We start from the raw sequence: 18420 nt of genomic DNA, 5'->3' as shown, positions 1-18420 counted from the left end.
GGTCGGGCAGCGTCGCCGTCACCGGACCGGCCCTCGCGGAGGTCGCACGAAGAAGCGCACGGCCGTGGTGAGGGCGATCCCGACCAGGCCCAGCAGGAGCAGGACCGGCACGGTGCGGTTGCCGAGGTCGGAGCTGACGGCCTCGGTCTGCGGCATCACCACTGGTGCCGCCGAGGCGCTGGCCGCGGCCGGCGAGGCCGCGTCGCTCGGCGCCTCGCTGGGCACGTCGTCGGACGGGACGTCGGGCAGGGGCTCGTTGGTGACGGTCCCGCCCGGCAGGGTCGGGTCGGCCGTCGGGGAGGCCGACGCGGTCGGGCTCGGCTCCTCGGTCGGCTCGGGGGTCTGGGCCTCGACGGCGTCCGCGACGTCCTGTGCGAGGGCGTATAGCTTGCGGGTGCTGCCGCTCTTCTCGATCGGCACGAAACCACCGGGCAGCTCACCGTTGCCGGAGCCCTCGCGCTGGCCCTCGCTGGTCGCGGTGCGGATGAAGAGCGCGACCTTGTCCGCATCGTCCTGGACCAGGTCCTGCAGCTTCGCGGCGGTGTAGACGATCATCGTTCCCGGGTAGGCCCCCGTCGACTTCCGCACGTCGTCCTGATCCAGGACGAACGGCTCCTGCAGACCGCTCAGGTCCGGCGCCTTGTCGGAGGAGCGTCGCTGACCAGCACCCCCGTCGCCCTTGCCGCCGCCCTTGCCACCGCCGCCCTTGCCACCCTTGCCTCCCTTGCCTGGCTCACGCAGCTGCATGAGGTCGACGGCCGCGCGGAGAGAGTCCTCGGTCGGTCCGACGTACGAGCCGCTCTTGGTCTGCAGGGCGGCTGCCCTCAGGCCGTACCGGGCTGCGTCACCCAGGCTCACCACGCCGAGCATGAAGCGGCCGCCGAAGTTCTGCCGGTCGATCCGCCCCAGCTTCCAGAGGTTGGTGGCGGGGTCGAAGTCGCACCGGGTCTGGGTGTTGGGCCAGCCGTCGAGGAGGGCCTCGGCGATCTTGCGCAGTGTCGTCACCGGCGCAGCGAGCTGGTTGGAGTACACCGCCGGGTTCGCCTGGCGGCACGTGTTCGGCGAGGGCGGGATGAAGTCGTCCAGGAGCGGCCACTCCGAGCGGGGCATGGTCACGTCCTTGTAGGACGGGTTGACCCGCATGCCCCACGGGTCGGGCTTGCCCTTGATGAAGTCCATCGCGGACGGGTCCTGAGCGATCCACTCCGTCAACTGCTCGACGACGTCCGAGTCGTTGGCGAGATTGAGCAACGCCGCGCCCGTCTCGGTACCGCTCGTGTCCAGTCCCGGGTTCAGCTCCTGGAACTCGGGGTCGGCCTGGATGCCGTCGGGGTTGTTCTCCATCCCCGGGTGCGTGCGACCCAGTGCGGACCCGGTGTAGGACTGCGTGAGGAGCTTGGCGACCAACCGCTGGTCGAGTCGCAGCGAGCTGTACTCGCCCTGGTTGTCGGGCTTGTCGATGTTGTAGCCGATCGCGAAGCCGGTCAGCGCCGTCGGTGCGTAGCCGACCGGGTCGTCGCTCCGCTTCTTGTGCGCAGAGGAGACGAACGCCGCGGCACCCCCGCCACCCTCCATCAGGTTCCAGCCCGCGGCATCGGACATCTGGTTGAGCTGGAACTTGAAGCGCTTCTTGTTCAGGCAGTACGCCGGAGACCACTGCAGTGCCGCTTGGGCCATCAGCTCGGAGCCGTAGAAACCGGTGGGCGGGCGTGGGTCGAGGATGTCGCAGGTGTCGGGCGGGAGGCCCATGGTGATGGGGATCGAGATCCGGTTGCTCCAGTTGGTGCCGCTCCACCACAGCGCAGGGCTGGCGGAGAGGTCGACGCCGGCGCCCTGGAAGTTGCTGCTGCCGGGGCTGAACTGTCCGCCCTTGCGGCAGGTCGTGTCGGCGATGCTCGGTGGAGTGGCTCCCTGAGCGCAGCTCAGCCCGTTGATCGGGATGACGACGATGCTGCACGCCGTCGTGTCGCTGCAGCCCAGCGACTCGTTCTCCACGTCGCTGCGCACCTCGAACTGCACGCTGCCGGCGCCGTCGGCATCACTGAACGCCGCGATCTCCGCGGGTGGGAAGGCCGCCCCGACGGCGGCTTCGGGCGGCATCGTCGACGCATCACACGCCGGGAAGACCTTGCCGGAGGCCGCCACGAACGGAGTGAGGTGGGTGTAGAGCGGGTCCTGGTCGGCGTTGGCGCAGACGTCCTTGCCCGGGAAGGGGTCCACGCCGGAGATCCGCTGGCGGTCTGCGTCCGGCTCGAGCGGGTCCTTGGTCCAGACCGCGTCACCGTCGTTCTTCAGGACCTGCGAGCGCTGGGAGAAGGAATTGGTCCAGCACGTCTGCGGAGCCACCTGCTGGTCGGCCGGCAGGCTGGCGTCGTCGGTGCCGCGGCACTGCAGGATGACCACCGGGTACTCCTGCTGGAGGCCCGCCTCGCCGTACGGGTTGCTGGCCCGGCCACCACTCGGCTGGGCACCCGTCCAGCTGATGAGGATGCGTTGCCGGCCGCGGAGGTTCTTGGTCTGCGACGCGGTGACCGTGACGGTGTTGCTCGGGAACGAGTACGTCGAGCCGTCGTCCTCGACGAACGTCCGGGTCAGCGTCTTGGTGGCGGTGAACCCCGGGTCCGCGCCTTCCCGGCCGACCTGGACCACTCCGGTGCGCGTGTCGGGCACGGCAGCGCTGGCCGGCATCATCGCCAGCACGACGCCGGCGAGCAGCAGCAGCGCCGACACGGCGGTCGGCACGCGGAGGGCTCGGGTCGTCATCGAGCACCTCGCCGCAGCGGACGCTTGCGGAAGCTCGAGAGCATCAGGCCGGGCAGCAGGATGATGCCGCACAGCAGGAGCACGGCCACCCAGCCGAAGGTCTTGTCGTCGGCCGGCCGGGAGGACTGCAGCTCGGTGGGCTGGGGGAAGTCGGCGGCCTGCTGGCCGGTGCTGGTGGTGGTCGTCGTGCCCTGGTCGGCGCCGGTGCCGGCGTCGACGGGGGCGGGCGTGGAGACCTCGCCGGTGTCGGGGTCGACGACCGGCCCGGTGTCGGTGGGCGCGGCGACGGGTGGTGGTGCGGCGCCGCCCGTCTGGTCGGGCGCGCTGGACTGCGAGGCGGTGGGCGACGCCGGGTCGTCGGTGGACGGCTCGTTGGTGCCGGTGTCGGTGCCGCAGGGTCCGGCGCCGTCCTTGTCGCACTCGGCCGGCTGCGGTGCGATCTGGGCGAGCTTGTTCTTCGACAGGTTCTTGCCGTCGAAGGTCGGGTTGTTGCACGACTTCACGTCGCGGTTGGTGATGTCGACCAGCGGGTCCGCGGCCTTGAGCTTGGCCAGCTGGTCGAAGCCGGCCTGCACGAGGTTGAGCGGCAGCGGAGAGTAGCCGTAGGGCCCGGCCTTGGTCTGGCCCGCGCACAGCGAGTAGTACATGAAGTCGGCGAGCGTCTGCCGCTTGGCCGTGGTCATGCGGGTGTCGCTCGCCCCGGTCGGGATGATCATGTAGCTGTAGGAGCTGATCGGGTAGGCCCGCGGGTCCGGGTTCGTGTAGACGTTGTCGAGGATCTGGGTCAGGTAGAGCTGGCTGCTCGGGTCCTGGTTGATCTGGGCCTTGGTCAGCGCGACCGCGGTGTTGTACTGCGTCGGCTCGACGTAGTAGCCCGCCTTGTTGAGGACCTTGACGACCGGGTAGTCCTTGTTGAGCGGGTAGGAGTACTCGACGTAGCCGATGGTCCCGTTGCCGGCGAACCCGGAGATCGTGTTCATCACCTGGTCCGAGCCGGCCTGGCCGATGGCCCGGCCCTTGCGCGGGTAGTACGACGTGAGGCCGGACTTGCCGTAGAACGGGCGCCAGATGTCGGGGTACTGCTTGTCCATCCACAGCGTGAACTGCGCGGTGGTGCCCGAGCCGTCGGAGCGGACGACCGGCGTGATCGGGAGCTTGGGGAAGGCCCGGCCGTTGTTGTCCTTGGTGATCGCCGGGTCGCTCCAGTCGGTGATCTGGTTGGTGAAGATCTTGGCGATGGTGTCGCCGGACAGCCGCAGGTTGCGGACCAGCTGGCCGCCGATCTTGAGCTGGTAGGTGAACGCGGTGCCCCCGGCCACGATCGGCAGGTAGGCGAACTCGCGACCGTTGCTGGTGTCGGCGTTGCCCTGCTCGTCGGTGCCCTGGTAGGGGATCTCGGAGATCGCGAAGTCGGTGCTGCTCTGCGAGAAGTCCTTGCGGCCCTTGGACGAGCCACCGCCGGTGTAGACGACCTTCATGCCGTTGGCGTCGACATCGGCGATCCACTGCTGGACGATCAGCTCCGACCAGGTCGAGCCGGTCCCCTCGATCTGGGCGTACGTCGTGCGTGGCGCGAGGGGCGCGGCGTGGTCGGCCGCCGCGACGCCGGGCAGCGACAGCAGGCAGGCCGCACCGGCCAGGAGCACGAGCAGGGCACGGACGCGGTTCACGAGGGGTCCTTCACGGTGTCGGTCGCGGGTCGGCGGAGCGCGGGTCGGCGGAGCGCCGGTCTGCGGCGCCCGCTGCGGCGGGGCCGGGCCAGCAGGCGGGCGATGGTGAAGAGCACCAGCACCAGGAACAGCAGCGCGGTGGCGGCGGCGAAGGCGCGCTCGATGGCCACGGGCTCGCCGCTGCGGACGTTGGAGTAGATGAACAGCGGCAGCGAGTTCATGACGCCGTCGGTCGGGTTGGTCACGAGGAACGCCGCGGCGCCGGAGGTGAGCAGCACCGGGCTGGTTTCTCCCACCCCGCGGGCCACGCCGAGGATGACCGCGGTGGCCAGGCCGGGACGGGCGGTGGGCAGGACGACGTGCCACACCGTCCGCCAGCGGCTCGCGCCGAGGGCCAGGCTGGCCTCCCGCAGACCACCGGGGACGACCCGGAGCACCACGTCGGAGGCGCGGGCGATGATCGGCAGGATCATCACCGAGATCGCGAGCGCGGCCGCGAGCCCCGAGCGCGGGTAGCCCAGCGCGATGATGAAGACGGTGTAGATGAACAGGCCGGCCACGATCGAGGGCAGCGCGGTCATCGCCTCCACGACCGTGCGCACGATGCGCGCGAACTTCCCGCCGATCTCGGTCATGAACACCGCGGTGCCGATGCCCAGGGGCAGCGTGATGAGCAGCGCGATGCCGAGCTCGATGGCCGAGCCGGTGATCGCGTGGAGGACGCCGCCGTTCTCGAAGCCGTCCTTGGGGCCGACGCCGCTCATGTCGTCGGTCCAGAAGTTCACGTGCAGCAGCGGCTTCCAGCCCCGCGCCGTGACGAACACGACCGTGCTGACCACGGCCGCACCGACGACCAGCGCGGCACCGGTGATGACGGAGGCGGCCACCCGGTCCTTGACCTCGACCATGCCCCCGCTCATCGAGGCGGTGACCGCGGTGACGACCAGGCCGAGCACGAACCAGGTGAGGAGGAACCACGGCAGCCCGCCGAGCGGCAGCAGCCGCTGGGTGATGAGCCAGGCCAGGCCGAGCGCGGCGACCCAGGAGCCGCCGCGCGCGAACCGCTCGTCCGGGCTGGGCCGGCCCAGGCCGAAGCGCGGCACCGGGGGCGGCGCGTCCTCGTCGTACGACGGGAGGACGGTCGCCGGCGGAGCGGCGACGTCGTAGGTGGGCGGCTGGGCCGATCCGTGCGTGAGCGTCATCAGTCGACCCCCGCTCCGGAGCGGCTGCGGTTGACCACGACGGCCGCGACCGTGTTGACGACCAGGGTGATGAGGAACAGCACGAAGCCGGCGGCGAGCAGGGCGGAGAGCTGCGACGTGCTGGCCTCGCCGAAGCGGCCGGCGATCAGCGAGCTGACCGTCGTGGTGCCCACCTCGAGGATGCGCGGCTTGATCTCGAAGGCCGGCGAGACGATGAGGACGACCGCGATGGTCTCGCCCAGGGCCCGGCCGAGGCCGAGCATGGTGCCGCCGATGATGCCGCCGCGACCGAAGGGCAGCACGACCGAGGTGATCATCCCCCACCTCGTGGCGCCCAGCGCGAGGGCCGCCTCCTTCTCCCCGGGCGGGGTCTGGGAGAAGACCTGCCGCATGACCGCGCAGGCCATCGGCATGACCATCATCGACACCGCGATGCCGGCGCAGAACGCGCTGGCGGTGTAGCGCGTGGCGTCCCAGATGGCGGCATCGGGGTCGGTGTCCTCGACCGCGAAGACCGGGATCCAGCCGAGGTGCTGCTGGAGCCACAGGGCGAGCTCCGCGGCGTGCGGCATGATCAGGAAGAAGCCCCACAGGCCGTAGACGATCGACGGGACGGCCGCCATCAGGTCGATGAGCGCGACCAGCGTCGGCTTGAGCCGCGCCGGCGCGTACTCGCTGATGTAGAGGGCCGTGGTGAGGGCCAGCGGGAAGGCGAAGAACATCGCCACGAGCGCGACCGACACCGTGCCGCAGAGCACCGCGGCGATGCCGATGACGTCCTGGTCCGGCTGCCACTGGGTCTCGGTGAAGAAGCTCCACCCGTAGCGCTTCAGCGTCGGGTAGGCCTGGTAGCCCAGGAACAGGCCGACGCCGCCGGTGATCACCAGGACCGAGGCACCGATGGTGCGCGCGCCGAGGGCGAAGACGGCGTCCGCGCCGGTCGAGGCCCGGGAGATGCGCCGGGGACGGACGTCGACCTCAGCCAGGGCAGGGTCGTGCGTCGGGATCGAGGTCACAGTCGCTTCCAGGTCGGGCCGAGATCGGGCGTGCGTGGTCCGGCCACACCGGACGGCCGCAGTGTTGAGAGCCGCTCGGAACGGATCGGAGGCGACAGGTGAACGCGACGGGAACAGGTCTCGCCCGGAGTGCCAACGGGCTACCGGGATGGTGGTGCGGGTGGCCCGAACGGGCCACCGGCCCGGGGGTCGTTCACCGAGGGTTCACGCACCGGTGGGGGCGGGGTCTCCCTGCACGTCGCGGTGCGTACGCCCGGCGTTCGCCCGGCCTCCCTACGGTTCCCGCGTGGCCCGGCGTCAACGCATCCGAGCCGGTCTGCACCGGTGGATGGACGACGCGTGCCTGCGCTGCGGGCTGCACCGTCGCGAGGTCTGGCTCCTCGACGACCGCGGGCGCGAGGTGATGGCGCTCGTCTGGAGCGACCGGGACGGCGACCTGCGCCTGCAGCCCTTCCCGCCGATGAAGGGGCTGGAGGCACCGCAAGCCCCCACGCAGACGCGCGTGGAGGCCTTCGGCAACCTTCCGGTCGGTCCCGAGCCGACCTGCGGGCCGGTGCCCGCGGTCGACGACGCGACCGGGTGACGAGCACGGGCCGACCCGCGGTGACCCACCGGGTCGGATGACCCGGAGCCGCGTGCCGGCCCCCGACGGACGTGGTCCCCGTGAGCACGGTGGAAGGCCGGGGGGCACCCTTCCACCGCGAGCTGGAGCAGTTCCGTCGGACCCCCGGGACGATGTGCCCATCCCCCTAGGGGCATCTTCAGTGTGACTGCTGTCACCGGCGCGGTCTGTCCCTGCAGCGAAGTCTTGCGGGACGTTGTGCGAACCACTCTTCCGGGTGGTTCCGCCGGGTCGGCTCGCTGTCACGATGCCAGGAACGACCGGACGTGGGGTGGGGGATGCGCGCCGAGTTCGAGACGACCGACGCCCAGGAGACCTGGGCGCTGATGCAGCAGGCATTCGGCGTGGACGTGCAGGTGACGACCGAGCCCGGACCCGTGCACCTCGTGCGCGAGGACCTCGGCACCCTCGTCGTCGACGAGGTGGAGCACCACGTCGGACTGGCGGGGACCGCGCTGCCGACCGGCTTCCTCAAGATCGTCGAGGGCCGCCGGGGGTGGGCCGACGTGACCCGCCGCGAGGGCACCGACCGCGTGGCGCCGGGCGTGGTGCTGGGGCTCGCCCAGCCCGGCGAGGAGTGGTCGGTGCGCAGCGGTCCGGTGGTCCACGAGCGCGTGGTGAGCCTGGACGAGGCGGCGCTGCGGCAGGCCGTGCGGGACCGCAGCGACGCCGACAGTGACGGCACCGTGCGCTTCGCCACCCTGGTGCCGGCGCCCGCCTCCTCGGCCCCGTGGACCAGCCTGGCCGATTTCGTGGCCCGGACCGCCGCCGCCCACCCCGAGGTGCTGCGCCAGCAGCTCGCCCTCTCGTCGTTGACGCAGCTGGCTGCGCACACCGCGCTCGCGGTCTTCGCCAACGACACCTGGGGCGACCCCTCCCAGGCGCAGCTCGCCCGCGACAGCATGGACTCCGGATCAGGCGCCGTGGTGCGGGCGGTGGCCTACATCGAGACGTCGGCGCACACCGACATCACCGTGGCCGACATCGCGGAGGCGGCGCACGTGACGCCGCGGGCGTTGCAGTACGGCTTCCGGCGCCAGCTCGGCACGACGCCGATGTCCTACCTGCGCAAGGTCCGCCTGCACCACGCCCGGGCCGAGCTGCTCGCGGCGGACCCCGCGACCACGGTCGCGGGGGTGGCCGGGCGGTGGGGGTTCTTCAACCTGGGCCGCTTCGCCAGCTACTACCGCGCCGAGTTCGGCGAGAACCCCGCGCACACCCTGAGCGTGGTCACCGGTCAGCGCAGCTCGGACAGCTCGCCGTCGTAGGTGCGCACCACGTCGGCGAACGCCGCGACCAGGCCGTCGCACAGGGTGTCGGCGATCGGCAGGCTCACCGTCACCATCCCGCGACGCGCCAGCCAGTAGCCGCGCTCGACCAGGCCGAGGAAGACCAGCTCCTGGGCCAGCGCCCCGGCCGGCGTCGGCGGCTGCGCCACGGCGTACGGCGGGAGGCCGGCGTGGATCGTCATCATCGACCCGCGGCCGGTGACGTGCAGGCCGGCCGGGCGGGCCACGTCGTCGAGGGCGGCGCGCAGCCGGTCCCCGCGCTCGTTGACGTCGGCCAGCGTGGCGTCGTCCAGGACGTGCTCGAGGCCGGCGATGCCGGCAGCCAGGGTGAGCACGTTGTTGTTGAAGGTGCCGGCGTGGAAGAGGGCGTCGGGCCGGGTGGGGTCGAAGGCGGCCATCAGGTCGGCGCGCCCGCCGAAGGCACCGAAGGTGAGCCCGCCGCCGAGGTACTTGCCCAGCGTCGTGAGGTCCGGCGTGACGCCCGTGGCCTGCTGGAGCCCGCCAGGAGAGAGCCGCGAGGTCATCACCTCGTCGAAGACCAGCACCGCGCCCGCGGCGGCCGTCTCCTCGCGCAGCATCTCCAGGAACGCCTGGCTGGCCGGCACGCAGCCGCCGGCCCCGAGCATCGGCTCGACGAGGACGGCGGCGAGCGTGCCGGCGTGCGCGCGGACCAGCGCACGGGTGCCGTCGACGTCGTCGTAGTCGGCCAGCACCCACGCGTGCGGCACGGTGACCGGGCTCGGCTCCTGGCCGAAGGTGAGCACGCCGCCGTGGTAGCCGCCGCGGAAGACCAGCACCTCCGGCCGACCGGTCGTGGCCACGGCGAGCGCCAGCGCCATCAGGTTGGCCTCGGTGCCGGAGTTGGTGAAGCGCACCAGCTCCACGCTCGGGAACCGCGCGCACACCAGCTCGGCCAGCCGCGGCTCCAGGTCGTTGACGCCGCCGAAGGACAGGCCGCGGTCCAGCGCGTCGCGGACCGCGTCGAGCACGACCTTCTCGGAGTGCCCGTAGAGCCCGGCGGTGAACTCGCCCAGGAAGTCGGCGTACTGGTGGCCGTCGACCGACCACAGGTAGGGCCCCTCCCCGCGCTCGAACGCGACGGGGAACGGCTCGACGTGCAGGATCGAGCGGGTGTTGCCGCCCGGCAGCCACCGCGCCGCCCGCGCGTGGCGGGCGGCGCTCAGCGGGTGCCGGTCGGCGTAGCGCCGCCGGGCGGCGACGACGGCGTCCTCGAGGCTCACGCGGTCATCGTCGCACCCCGCCCCGCGCGCTTGTAACGCTCAGTTACGGGAACTGCCGACCCGTTCGAAGGGGTCGGCAGTTCCCGTAACTGAGCGTTACAAGCGGGCGGCGGTGCTCAGTTGTCGGTGGCGAACGCCGCGTCGAAGGCGGCCTCGGGGGCGTCGAAGGCGAGGCGGCGGACGAACTCCAGGGCCTCGGGGGCGCCGAGGAGGCGGTCCATGCCGGCGTCCTCCCACTCCACCGAGATGGGGCCGTCGTAGCCGATCGTGTTGAGCATCCGGAAGCACTGCTCCCACGGCACGTCGCCGTGGCCGGTGGACACGAAGTCCCAGCCGCGGCGGGGGTCGGCCCACGGCAGGTGCGAGCCGAGCCGGCCGTTGCGGCCGTTGCCGGTCTGACGCTTCGCGTCCTTGCAGTCGACGTGGTAGATCCGGTCCTTGAAGTCCCACAGGAAGCCGACCGGGTCGAGGTCCTGCCACACGAAGTGGCTGGGGTCCCAGTTGAGGCCGAAGGCCTCGCGGTGGCCGATGGCCTCCATGGTCGCCACCGTCGTCCAGTAGTCGTAGGCGATCTCGGAGGGGTGCACCTCGTGGGCGAAGCGCACGCCGACCTCGTCGAAGACGTCGAGGATCGGGTTCCAGCGGTCGGCGAAGTCCTGGTAGCCGGCGGCGACCTGGTCGGCGGTGGCCGGCGGGAACATCGCGACGTACTTCCAGATCGAGGAGCCGGTGAAGCCGACGACGGTCTTGACGCCGAGCTTCGCCGCGATCCGCGCGGTGTGCTTCATCTCCTCCGCCGCGCGCTGGCGCACGCCCTCGACGTCGCCGTCGCCCCACACGTGCGCGGGCAGGATCGCCTGGTGCCGGGCGTCGATCGGGTCGTCGCAGACGGCCTGGCCCTTGAGGTGGTTGGAGATCGCGAAGACCTTCAGGTCGTACTTCGCGAGCAGGTCGAGCTTGCCCTGGACGTAGGCGTCGTCCTCCCACTGCCAGGGGTCGAGGTGGTCGCCCCAGCAGGCGATCTCGAGGCCGTCGTAGCCCCACTCGGAGGCGAGCTTGGCCACCTCCTCGAACGGCAGGTCGGCCCACTGGCCGGTGAACAGGGTGATCGGGCGGGGCATGGTGTGTCCTTCCTGGGGATGGCGGAGAGGGAGCTCAGCGGACGCCGAGCAGGTGCTCCATCGCGAGCTGGTCGAGCGCCTCCATGGCCACGCTCCGGGAGCGCAGGCCCGCGAGGTCGTACGAGGCGTTGCGCACGTCGTGGAGGGACTCCCCCGGCGCGAGGGTGGGCTGCTCGAGCTCCATGACGCCGGCCGCCTCGACCGCGGCGGCGACGTCGGGGTCGGCGCGGAACGCCTGCACCCGCTCGCGCAGGATCAGGTAGTTGCGCATGCACCCGCGCGCGGACTCCCACACGCCGTCCATGGCCTCGGCCCGCGGCGGCTTGTAGTCGAAGTGCACGTAGCCGTCGTAGCGGCGCTCGGTGCCGGCACCGAGCATGGCGTCGACGGTCCAGAAGGCACCGCGCAGGTTGCCGGCGCCGAAACGCAGGTCCTGGTCGAAGCGCGGACCGTGCTGGCCGTTGAGGTCGATGTGGAACAGCTTGCCGTGCCAGAGCGCCTGGGCGATGCCGTGGGCGAAGTTGAGCCCGGCCATCTCCTCGTGCCCGACCTCGGGGTTGAGCCCGACCAGCTCGGGGTGCTCGAGCTCGGAGATGAGGGCGAGGGCGTGGCCGATGCTCGGTAGCAGGATGTCGCCGCGCGGCTCGTTGGGCTTGGGCTCGAGCGCGAAGCGCATGTCGTAACCCTGCTCGAGGACGTAGCCGCACACCGTGTCGAGCGCGTCGCGGAAGCGGTCCATGGCCGCGCCGACGTTCTTGCTCGCGCCGTGCTCGGCGCCCTCGCGACCGCCCCACATGACGAAGGTCTTGGCGCCGAGGGAGGCGGCCAGGTCGATGTTGCGCAGCACCTTGGCCAGCGCGTAGCGGCGCACCTCACGGTTGTTGGCCGTGATCGCGCCCTCCTTGAAGACCGGGTCGGAGAAGGTGTTGGTGGTGACCATCTCGACGATCAGGCCGGTCTCGTCGAGCGCCGTGCGGAACCGGTCGAGGGTGGCCTCGCGCTGGGCCTCGTCGGGCAGCAGGTCGTCGTCGTGGAAGGTGACGGCGGCGGCGCCGAGCTCGGCCAGCCGGTACGTCGCCTCGACGGGGTCGAGGAGGTCGCGGGAGGCCGGACCGAACACGTCGGTGCCCTGCCAGCCGACGGTCCAGAGACCGAAGGAGAACTTGTCGTCGCGGGTCGGGGTGTAGTCGTCGCTCATGAGGCGACCTCCTGCCAGGAGCGGGTGTCGGAGCTGGTCTCGACGGCGGCCAGCACGCGCTGGACCTGCAGGCCGTCGGCGAACGACGGCCTGGGCGCCTCGCCGGCCGCGAGGGCGTGGACCAGGTCGACGACCTGGTGGGTGAAGCCGTGCTCGTAGCCGAGGCCGTGGCCGGCCGGCCACCACGCGGCGACGTACGGGTGCTCGGGCTCGGTGACCAGGATCCGGCGGAAGCCGGCGGTCTCGGCGGGCTCGGTGGCGTCGTAGAACTCCAGGACGTTCATGTCCTCGAAGTCGAAGGCCAGGCTGCCCGCCGAGCCGTTGACCTCGATGCGGATGGCGTTCTTGCGGCCGGTGGCGAAGCGGGTCGCCTCGTAGACCCCGATCGCGCCGCTGGTGAGCCGGGCCAGGAAGACCGCGGCGTCGTCGACGGTGACGGGGCCGAGCTCGCCGCTCGAGCCACCGCCGCCGAGGGTGCCGGCGGTCTCGCCGGCCGGGACCGGTCGCTCCTTGACGAAGGTCTCCAGCTGGCCGGAGACCTCGGTGATGCGCAGGCCGGTGATGAACTGGGTCAGGTCGATGATGTGGGCGCCGATGTCGCCGAGCGAGCCCGAGCCGGCCTTGCTCTTGTCCAGGCGCCACGACAGCGGCGCCTCGGCGTCGGCGATCCAGTCCTGGAGGTACTGCGCGCGGACGTGGCGGATCTCCCCGATCCGGCCCTCGGCCACGAGCTGGCGGGCCAGCGCGACGGCCGGGACCCGGCGGTAGGTGAAGCCGACCATGGCCTGCACGCCGCGGGCCGCGGCGCGCTCGGCGGCCGCGACCATCCGCTCGGCCTCCTCGACGGTGTTGGCCAGCGGCTTCTCGCACAGCACGTGCTTGCCGGCCTCGAGCGCCGCGATCGCGATCTCGGCGTGGCTGTCGCCGGGGGTGCAGACGTCGACCAGGTCGACGTCGTCGCGCGCCACCACGGCGCGCCAGTCGTCGGAGGACTCCTCCCACCCGAGCCGGCTCGCCGCCTCGGCCGCCCGCCCCGCGTCCCGGCCGCACACGACGCGCATCACGGGGTCGAGCGGCAGGTCGAAGAAGCGCGGCGCCACGCGCCAGGCCTGGGAGTGGGCGTTGCCCATGAAGGCGTGGCCCACCATGCCCACGGCCAGCGTGGGCTTGGGGTCGGTCATGAGGGGGACTCCGTTCCAGGGTGGAGGGCCGCCGGGGCGGGCGGTCACGGCGAATCCGGATCCCTCGACGGTGGGTCGAGGACCGGACTCGCCGTGACCACCACGCAGGCGGGGTCGGTCAGGTGTGGCTCAGGACTCGAACGCGGTGTCGATGAACTGGTCCACGTTGTCCTTGGTCACGACCGGCGCGTAGAGCTGCACCGTGCGCGGGACCTCGACCTCGACCAGGTCGCTCATGTTCTTCTGCTGGCCCAGCAGGCGGGCGAGCTTGATGCCGTCGGCGGCCTGGGTCGACGGGTAGATGACCGTCGCCTGCAGGACGCTGTCGCCGGCCTGGATCGAGCGCATCGCGTTCGCGGAGCCGGCGCCACCGACCATGAAGAACTCGTCACGGCCGGCGTTCTTGATGGCCGCGAGGACGCCGACACCCTGGTCGTCGTCGTGGTTCCAGATGGCGTCGATCTTCGGCGCGGCCTGGAGCAGGTTCGCGGCCGCCTCCTCGCCGCCCTCGACGGTGAAGTCGGCGGCGACGCGGTTGTCGACGTCCTGACCGCAGTCGGCCAGCGCGTCCTTGAAGCCCTGGCTGCGCTCCTGGGTCAGCGGCAGCGAGTCGATGCCGGCGATCTCGGCGACGACGGCGTCGGACTTGTCGCCGATCTGCGAGCAGATGTAGGCACCGGCCGAGACGCCCATGCCGTAGTTGTCGCCCAGGACGGTGACGCGGGCGGCGTTCGGGTCGTCGAACTCGCGGTCGACGTTGATGACCGGGATGCCGGCCTGCATGGCCTTCAGGGCGACCGGGGTCATCGCGGCGCCGTCGAAGGGCAGCAGGACGATCGCGTCGACCTTGTCGTTGATGAACGTCTCCACCTGGCTGATCTGGAGGTTGACGTCGTTGGTGCCGGAGGCGACGCGGAGCTCCACGTCGTCGTACTGGTCGGCGACCTTCTTGGCGGAGTCGGTGATCGACGCCATCCAGCCGTGGTCGGCGGCCGGCGCCGAGAAGCCGATGACGATCTTGTCGCCGGCCTCGTCGTTCGAGCCCGAGTCGGCCTGGGTCGTGCCGCCGCCCAGGTCCTGGTCGTCGTCATTCTTCTCGTTGCCGGTGCAGGCACCGAGGGCGAGGACCGCGAGACCGGCGACCAGGGTGGTCCCGAGGCGGCGCGACCGCGTGCGGAAGGGACGGACAGACTTCATGGTGTGCTCCTGTTGTGCTGACGGTTGGTGGTGCGGGTGTGCAGGTACGCCGAGGCGTCAGGTGCTGCTGTTCCGAGACGCCAACCGCTGCTGCAGGAGCACGGCGGCGACGATGATGGCTCCCTTGAGGAGCGACTGCTCCGAGATGGAGCGGTTGTTGAGCGTGAAGACGTTGGTCAGGGTGGTGAAGATCAGCACGCCGATGACCGTGCCGACGATGCTGCCGCGGCCACCGGTGAGCAGGGTGCCGCCGATGACCACGGCGGCGATGACGTCCAGCTCGAGGCCGGTGCCGTGGGTGGAGCTGCCGGTCGTGGTCCGCGCCACCAGCATCAGCGCGGCCAGGCCGCAGCAGAGGCCGACGAGCACGAAGACCATCACCGTGTGCCGCTTGACGTCGATGCCGGCGAGCCGAGCGGCCTCCGGGTTGCCGCCGACGGCGATGGTGCGGCGCCCGAACGTCGTCCGGTTGAGCAGCACCCAGCCGGCGATGGCGACCAGGACGAAGATGTAGACCTGGACCTCGATGCCGAAGAGCTCGTGGTCGAAGAAGTCCACGAAGCCCGGCACGTCGACGATCTGGGTCTTGCGGTTGGAGATGATCTCGGCCAGGCCGCGGGCGCTGGCCAGCATGGCCAGCGTGGCGATGAACGAGACCACTCCCCCGTAGGCGACGAGCAGTCCGTTGACCAGTCCGCAGCCGGCGCCGACCGCGAGGGCCACGAAGACCATCACGATCCAGTGGCTGTCCTGGGCGGTCTGCTGGGTGGCCAGGGTCGTGCACCACACCGAGGACAGCGCGAGGATCGCGCCGACCGACAGGTCGATCTGTCCGGCGGTGATGACGAAGGTCATGCCGACGCTCACCACGCCGGTGACCGCGGCCAGCCGCAGGATGGTCAGCGCGTTGTCCGAGGAGCTGAACCGGTCGCCCGCGGTGATCGCGCCGACGATGCAGAGCAGCAGCAGCGCGACCACGAGCCCGGTGTTGCGACCGGCGCTGCTGCGGAAGAGCGCGACCGCGCGGTTCGGCTCGCGCGCCGTCTCCTCCGCGGCGGCCTCGACCCGCGCGGTGTCCGCGCTGGCCGGTCCGGCGGCGCCGGTGGTGTTCTCGCTCATGCGACGTTCCCTTCCATCACGAGGTCCAGCACCTTCGACTCGTCCAGCTCCGTCGACGGCGCCTCGTGGACGACGCGCCCCTCGCGGACGACGAGGACCCGGTCGGCGAGACCGAGGACCTCCTCGATCTCACTGGAGACGACGACCACGGCGACGCCGCTGTCGGCGAGCCGGCGGACGAGCTGGTAGATCTCCGTGCGTGCGCCGATGTCGACGCCGCGGGTCGGTTCGTCCAGCAGCAGCACGCGGCAGTCGCGCAGCAGCCACCGGGCCAGCACGACCTTCTGCTGGTTGCCGCCGGACAGCGTGCGGGCGGCCCGCGTCACGCCGGCGGGACGTACGTCGAGCGCCGTGGTCAGCTCCGAGGCCTTGTGCTTCTCCCCGGCCCGGTTGAGGAACCCGACGCGGGCGAAGCGGTCCATCGAGGAGACGGTGATGTTGCTGTAGACCGACTGGTCCAGCAGCAGCCCCTGGCTCTTGCGCTCCTCGGGGGCCAGGCCGACACCGGCCTTGACCGCGGCGGTGACCGAGCCGCGCCGCAGCGGGCGGCCGTCGACGCTCACCGTGCCGGTCGAGCGCTTGCGCGCGCCGTACACGGTCTCGAGGATCTCCGAGCGGCCCGCGCCGACGAGGCCGGCCAGGCCGACGATCTCGCCGGCGCGCACGGTGAGGTCGACGTCGCGGAAGACGCCCGCCAGCGAGAGGCCGGCGACCTCGAGGACCACCGGCTGGTCGGCGACCGCGGTCGGGCGAGGCGGGAAGACGTACTCGATGGAGCGACCGGTCATCAGCTTGATGAGCTCGGCCGTCGGCGTCTCGGAGACGGGCAGGCCGGTGGCCACCGTGCGGCCGTCCTTGAGGACGGTGATCCGGTCGCCGATCTGGCGGATCTCCTCGAGGCGGTGGGAGATGTAGACGACCGCGACGCCCTCGGCGGTGAGCCCGCGGATGACCCGGAACAGGTTGTTGACCTCCTCCTGGTCGAGCACGGCCGACGGCTCGTCGAGGATGAGCAGGCGGGTGTCGCGCGACAGGGCCCGCGCCATGCTCACGATCTGCTGGCCGGCCGGGGAGAGCGAGCCGACGGAGCGGCCGGGCGAGATCTCGGAGTGGCCGAGCCGCGCCAGCAGCTCGCGGGTGAGGCTGTTGGCCCGGTGGCGCTGGGAGAAGCCGACCGTGGAGAGCTCGTGGCCGAGGAAGATGTTCTCGGCGACGCTCAGCTCGGGGACCAGGTCGAGCTCCTGGTAGATCGTGGCGATGCCGGCCTTGAGCGAGGCCTGCGGCGAGCTCAGCGAGACCTCGGCGCCGTCCCAGACCACCGTGCCCTCCTCGGGCTGGTGCACGCCGGCGAGGACCTTGATGAGCGTGGACTTGCCGGCGCCGTTCTGGCCGAGCAGGCAGTGCACCTCTCCGGCGCGGACGTCGAGGTCCACCCCGCCGAGGGCGCGCACCCCGGGGAACTCCTTGACGATCCCGGACATCTGCAGCAAGGCGTCGCTCATCGTGCGGCTCCTTCGGGTGTGGCGCGGCGCTCGACCCGGGCCGGGTCGGCGAAGACGGACTCGAGCGAGCGGGTGGCACCGCCGCGGACGGCCGCGGAGAAGCCGAGCCGGGAGAGCTCGATGCGGGTCCCGCCGGCGTCGGGGGCGAGCACGCCGTCCCGGAGCCGGGTCTCGACCGCGGCGCGCATGTGCTGGCCCACGGCCGCGAAGTAGCCGCTCAGCACGACTGCGGCGGGGTTGAGCGCGTTGACCAGGACCGCGGCCCCGGCGCCGACCCAGCCGCCGACCTGGGCCAGCGCGTCGAGGGTGCGCGTGTCGCCCAGGTCGGCGCGCCGGTTGAGCTCGGCCAGCCGGTCGTCGATGGCCAGGTCCGGGTCCCGGACCGGGTCGTCGGGGTCGGCGGCCAGGTCCAGCAGTGCGCGGAGACCCGCGACGGTCTCCCAGCAGCCGACCCGTCCACAGCCGCAACGGCGTCCCTGCGGCTCGACGATCATGTGGCCGAACTCGCCGGCGTAGCCCAGGCGACCGCGCAGCAGCCGGCCCTCCGCGACGATCCCGCCACCGACGCCGACCTCGCCGAAGATCACCAGGACGTCCTGGCGCTCGGGGTCGCCGGGCGTGGCCTCGGCCACCGTGGCGAGGTTGCCCTCGTTGTCGATGACGACGGGGTACGTCGGGCCGAGACGGTCGCGCAGCAGGTCGCCGACCGGGACGTCGCGCCAGCCCAGGTTGGGGCCGTGGGTGAGCAGGTCGCGCTCACGGTCGACCAGTCCCGCCACGCCGACGGTCAGGCCGACGGGCTCGGCGCCGCGCTTGCGCACGTCCCCGGCCGTGCGCTCGACCAGCTCGGCCAGCCGGGCCAGCACCTCCTCGGCGGGCAGGGCGCGGGCGTCGAGCCCGACCTCGTGCCGGCTCAGCACCTCCCCGCGCAGGTCGAGGGCCAGCGTGGAGACGTGGTTGACGTTGATCTCGGCACCCAGTCCGGCCACCAGCCGGCCGTCCAGCTCGACCGAGGTGCCCGGTCGGCCGACCGCGCCCCGCTCGACGCCGGCGGAGCGGACCAGGCCGCGCTCGACCAGCTCGGCGACCAGGCTGGACACCGCGCCGCGGGTGAGCCCGGTCTCGGCCGCCAGGGTGGCCCGGGAGCGCGGTCCGCGGTCGCGCAGCTGGCGCAGGACCGCGGCCAGGTTGCTGCGGCGCACGGACAGCTGGTCGGTCGCGTCGGCGGTGTGCACCACGCGTCCTCCTCCCGCCGTCCCGGCCAGGCGACGTGATCGTCGTCACTGGTTTGTCTGAGCG

14 protein-coding genes are annotated in these 18420 nt (G+C 71.9%); 2 read left to right on the top strand and 12 right to left on the bottom strand.

Annotation, left to right across the window (positions count from 1 at the left end; all coding sequences use genetic code 11):
* Nucleotides 1-18: 18 nt before the first annotated feature.
* Genes G5V58_RS04420 through pstC form a run of 4 tightly spaced genes read right to left on the bottom strand, consistent with a single transcriptional unit; the run spans nucleotide 19 to nucleotide 6651 of the window.
* On the bottom strand, nucleotides 19-2763 hold the full coding sequence (locus tag G5V58_RS04420) for a hypothetical protein (RefSeq protein WP_165229107.1): 2745 nt from the start codon (nucleotides 2761-2763) through the stop codon (nucleotides 19-21).
* A complete protein-coding gene (locus tag G5V58_RS04415; protein ID WP_165229105.1) occupies nucleotides 2760-4433 on the bottom strand; it encodes a phosphate ABC transporter substrate-binding protein PstS in 1674 nt (557 codons plus the stop codon). Before G5V58_RS04415 ends, G5V58_RS04420 begins: the two co-directional genes overlap by 4 nt.
* The gene (pstA, locus tag G5V58_RS04410; RefSeq protein WP_165229103.1) at nucleotides 4430-5635 is read right to left on the bottom strand and encodes a phosphate ABC transporter permease PstA; all 1206 of its coding nucleotides are present in this window, start codon (nucleotides 5633-5635) and stop codon (nucleotides 4430-4432) included. Before pstA ends, G5V58_RS04415 begins: the two co-directional genes overlap by 4 nt.
* Entirely contained in the window at nucleotides 5635-6651 is a 1017-nt protein-coding gene (pstC, locus tag G5V58_RS04405; protein WP_230487078.1) for a phosphate ABC transporter permease subunit PstC, read from the bottom strand. Before pstC ends, pstA begins: the two co-directional genes overlap by 1 nt.
* A gap of 286 nt (nucleotides 6652-6937) precedes the next feature.
* On the opposite strand from pstC, the gene G5V58_RS04400 reads away from it, so the two are divergent.
* Both G5V58_RS04400 and G5V58_RS04395 read left to right on the top strand, forming a co-directional pair.
* Complete coding sequence (locus G5V58_RS04400; protein WP_165229101.1) at nucleotides 6938-7234, top strand: hypothetical protein; 297 nt, start codon at nucleotides 6938-6940, stop codon at nucleotides 7232-7234.
* A 317-nt stretch (nucleotides 7235-7551) separates the two neighbouring features.
* Nucleotides 7552-8541, top strand: coding sequence for an AraC family transcriptional regulator (locus G5V58_RS04395; protein WP_165229099.1), 990 nt, complete (start codon nucleotides 7552-7554; stop codon nucleotides 8539-8541).
* Here the strand turns inward: G5V58_RS04395 and G5V58_RS04390 are convergent.
* The 8 genes from G5V58_RS04390 to G5V58_RS04355 form a co-directional block, all read right to left on the bottom strand.
* Complete coding sequence (locus G5V58_RS04390; protein WP_165229097.1) at nucleotides 8511-9803, bottom strand: aspartate aminotransferase family protein; 1293 nt, start codon at nucleotides 9801-9803, stop codon at nucleotides 8511-8513. The two genes, G5V58_RS04395 and G5V58_RS04390, sit on opposite strands and share 31 nt — an antisense overlap.
* A gap of 116 nt (nucleotides 9804-9919) precedes the next feature.
* Nucleotides 9920-10924 carry a sugar phosphate isomerase/epimerase family protein gene (locus G5V58_RS04385; protein WP_165229095.1) on the bottom strand — a complete coding sequence of 335 codons (1005 nt, stop codon included), beginning with the start codon at nucleotides 10922-10924 and terminating at the stop codon, nucleotides 9920-9922.
* A gap of 34 nt (nucleotides 10925-10958) precedes the next feature.
* A complete protein-coding gene (xylA, locus tag G5V58_RS04380) occupies nucleotides 10959-12122 on the bottom strand; it encodes a xylose isomerase (RefSeq protein ID WP_165229093.1) in 1164 nt (387 codons plus the stop codon).
* Nucleotides 12119-13303: a Gfo/Idh/MocA family protein gene (locus G5V58_RS04375; RefSeq protein WP_165229091.1), complete on the bottom strand. Its 1185-nt coding sequence runs from the start codon at nucleotides 13301-13303 to the stop codon at nucleotides 12119-12121. Before G5V58_RS04375 ends, xylA begins: the two co-directional genes overlap by 4 nt.
* A 129-nt stretch (nucleotides 13304-13432) precedes the next feature.
* Nucleotides 13433-14500 carry a substrate-binding domain-containing protein gene (locus tag G5V58_RS04370; protein WP_165229089.1) on the bottom strand — a complete coding sequence of 356 codons (1068 nt, stop codon included), beginning with the start codon at nucleotides 14498-14500 and terminating at the stop codon, nucleotides 13433-13435.
* A gap of 57 nt (nucleotides 14501-14557) precedes the next feature.
* Nucleotides 14558-15619 (bottom strand): ABC transporter permease, encoded by a 1062-nt coding sequence (locus tag G5V58_RS04365; protein ID WP_165229087.1) that lies wholly within the window; start codon nucleotides 15617-15619, stop codon nucleotides 14558-14560.
* Nucleotides 15616-17121, bottom strand: coding sequence for a sugar ABC transporter ATP-binding protein (locus G5V58_RS04360; RefSeq protein WP_230487077.1), 1506 nt, complete (start codon nucleotides 17119-17121; stop codon nucleotides 15616-15618). The genes G5V58_RS04365 and G5V58_RS04360 overlap by 4 nt, the downstream gene beginning before the upstream one ends.
* On the bottom strand, nucleotides 17118-18359 hold the full coding sequence (locus tag G5V58_RS04355; RefSeq protein ID WP_165229085.1) for an ROK family transcriptional regulator: 1242 nt from the start codon (nucleotides 18357-18359) through the stop codon (nucleotides 17118-17120). Before G5V58_RS04355 ends, G5V58_RS04360 begins: the two co-directional genes overlap by 4 nt.
* Nucleotides 18360-18420 lie beyond the last annotated feature (61 nt).

The organism is Nocardioides anomalus (assembly GCF_011046535.1).
In the GTDB taxonomy this organism is placed as follows: Bacteria; Actinomycetota; Actinomycetes; order Propionibacteriales; family Nocardioidaceae; genus Nocardioides; species Nocardioides anomalus.
Note: the sequence above shows the minus strand (reverse complement) of the source record. Positions and strands in the feature narration are given on the sequence as shown.

Bases quoted from the DNA above. Each gene is read 5' to 3' on its own strand.
- G5V58_RS04420 (WP_165229107.1), bottom strand. From the start codon at position 2,763: ATGACGACCCGAGCCCTCCGCGTGCCGACCGCCGTGTCGGCGCTGCTG.
- G5V58_RS04370 (WP_165229089.1), bottom strand. From the start codon at position 14,500: ATGAAGTCTGTCCGTCCCTTCCGCACGCGGTCGCGCCGCCTCGGGACC.
- G5V58_RS04385 (WP_165229095.1), bottom strand. From the start codon at position 10,924: ATGCCCCGCCCGATCACCCTGTTCACCGGCCAGTGGGCCGACCTGCCG.
- G5V58_RS04360 (WP_230487077.1), bottom strand. From the start codon at position 17,121: ATGAGCGACGCCTTGCTGCAGATGTCCGGGATCGTCAAGGAGTTCCCC.
- G5V58_RS04375 (WP_165229091.1), bottom strand. From the start codon at position 13,303: ATGACCGACCCCAAGCCCACGCTGGCCGTGGGCATGGTGGGCCACGCC.
- G5V58_RS04395 (WP_165229099.1), top strand. From the start codon at position 7,552: ATGCGCGCCGAGTTCGAGACGACCGACGCCCAGGAGACCTGGGCGCTG.
- pstA (WP_165229103.1), bottom strand. From the start codon at position 5,635: ATGACGCTCACGCACGGATCGGCCCAGCCGCCCACCTACGACGTCGCC.
- xylA (WP_165229093.1), bottom strand. From the start codon at position 12,122: ATGAGCGACGACTACACCCCGACCCGCGACGACAAGTTCTCCTTCGGT.
- G5V58_RS04365 (WP_165229087.1), bottom strand. From the start codon at position 15,619: ATGAGCGAGAACACCACCGGCGCCGCCGGACCGGCCAGCGCGGACACC.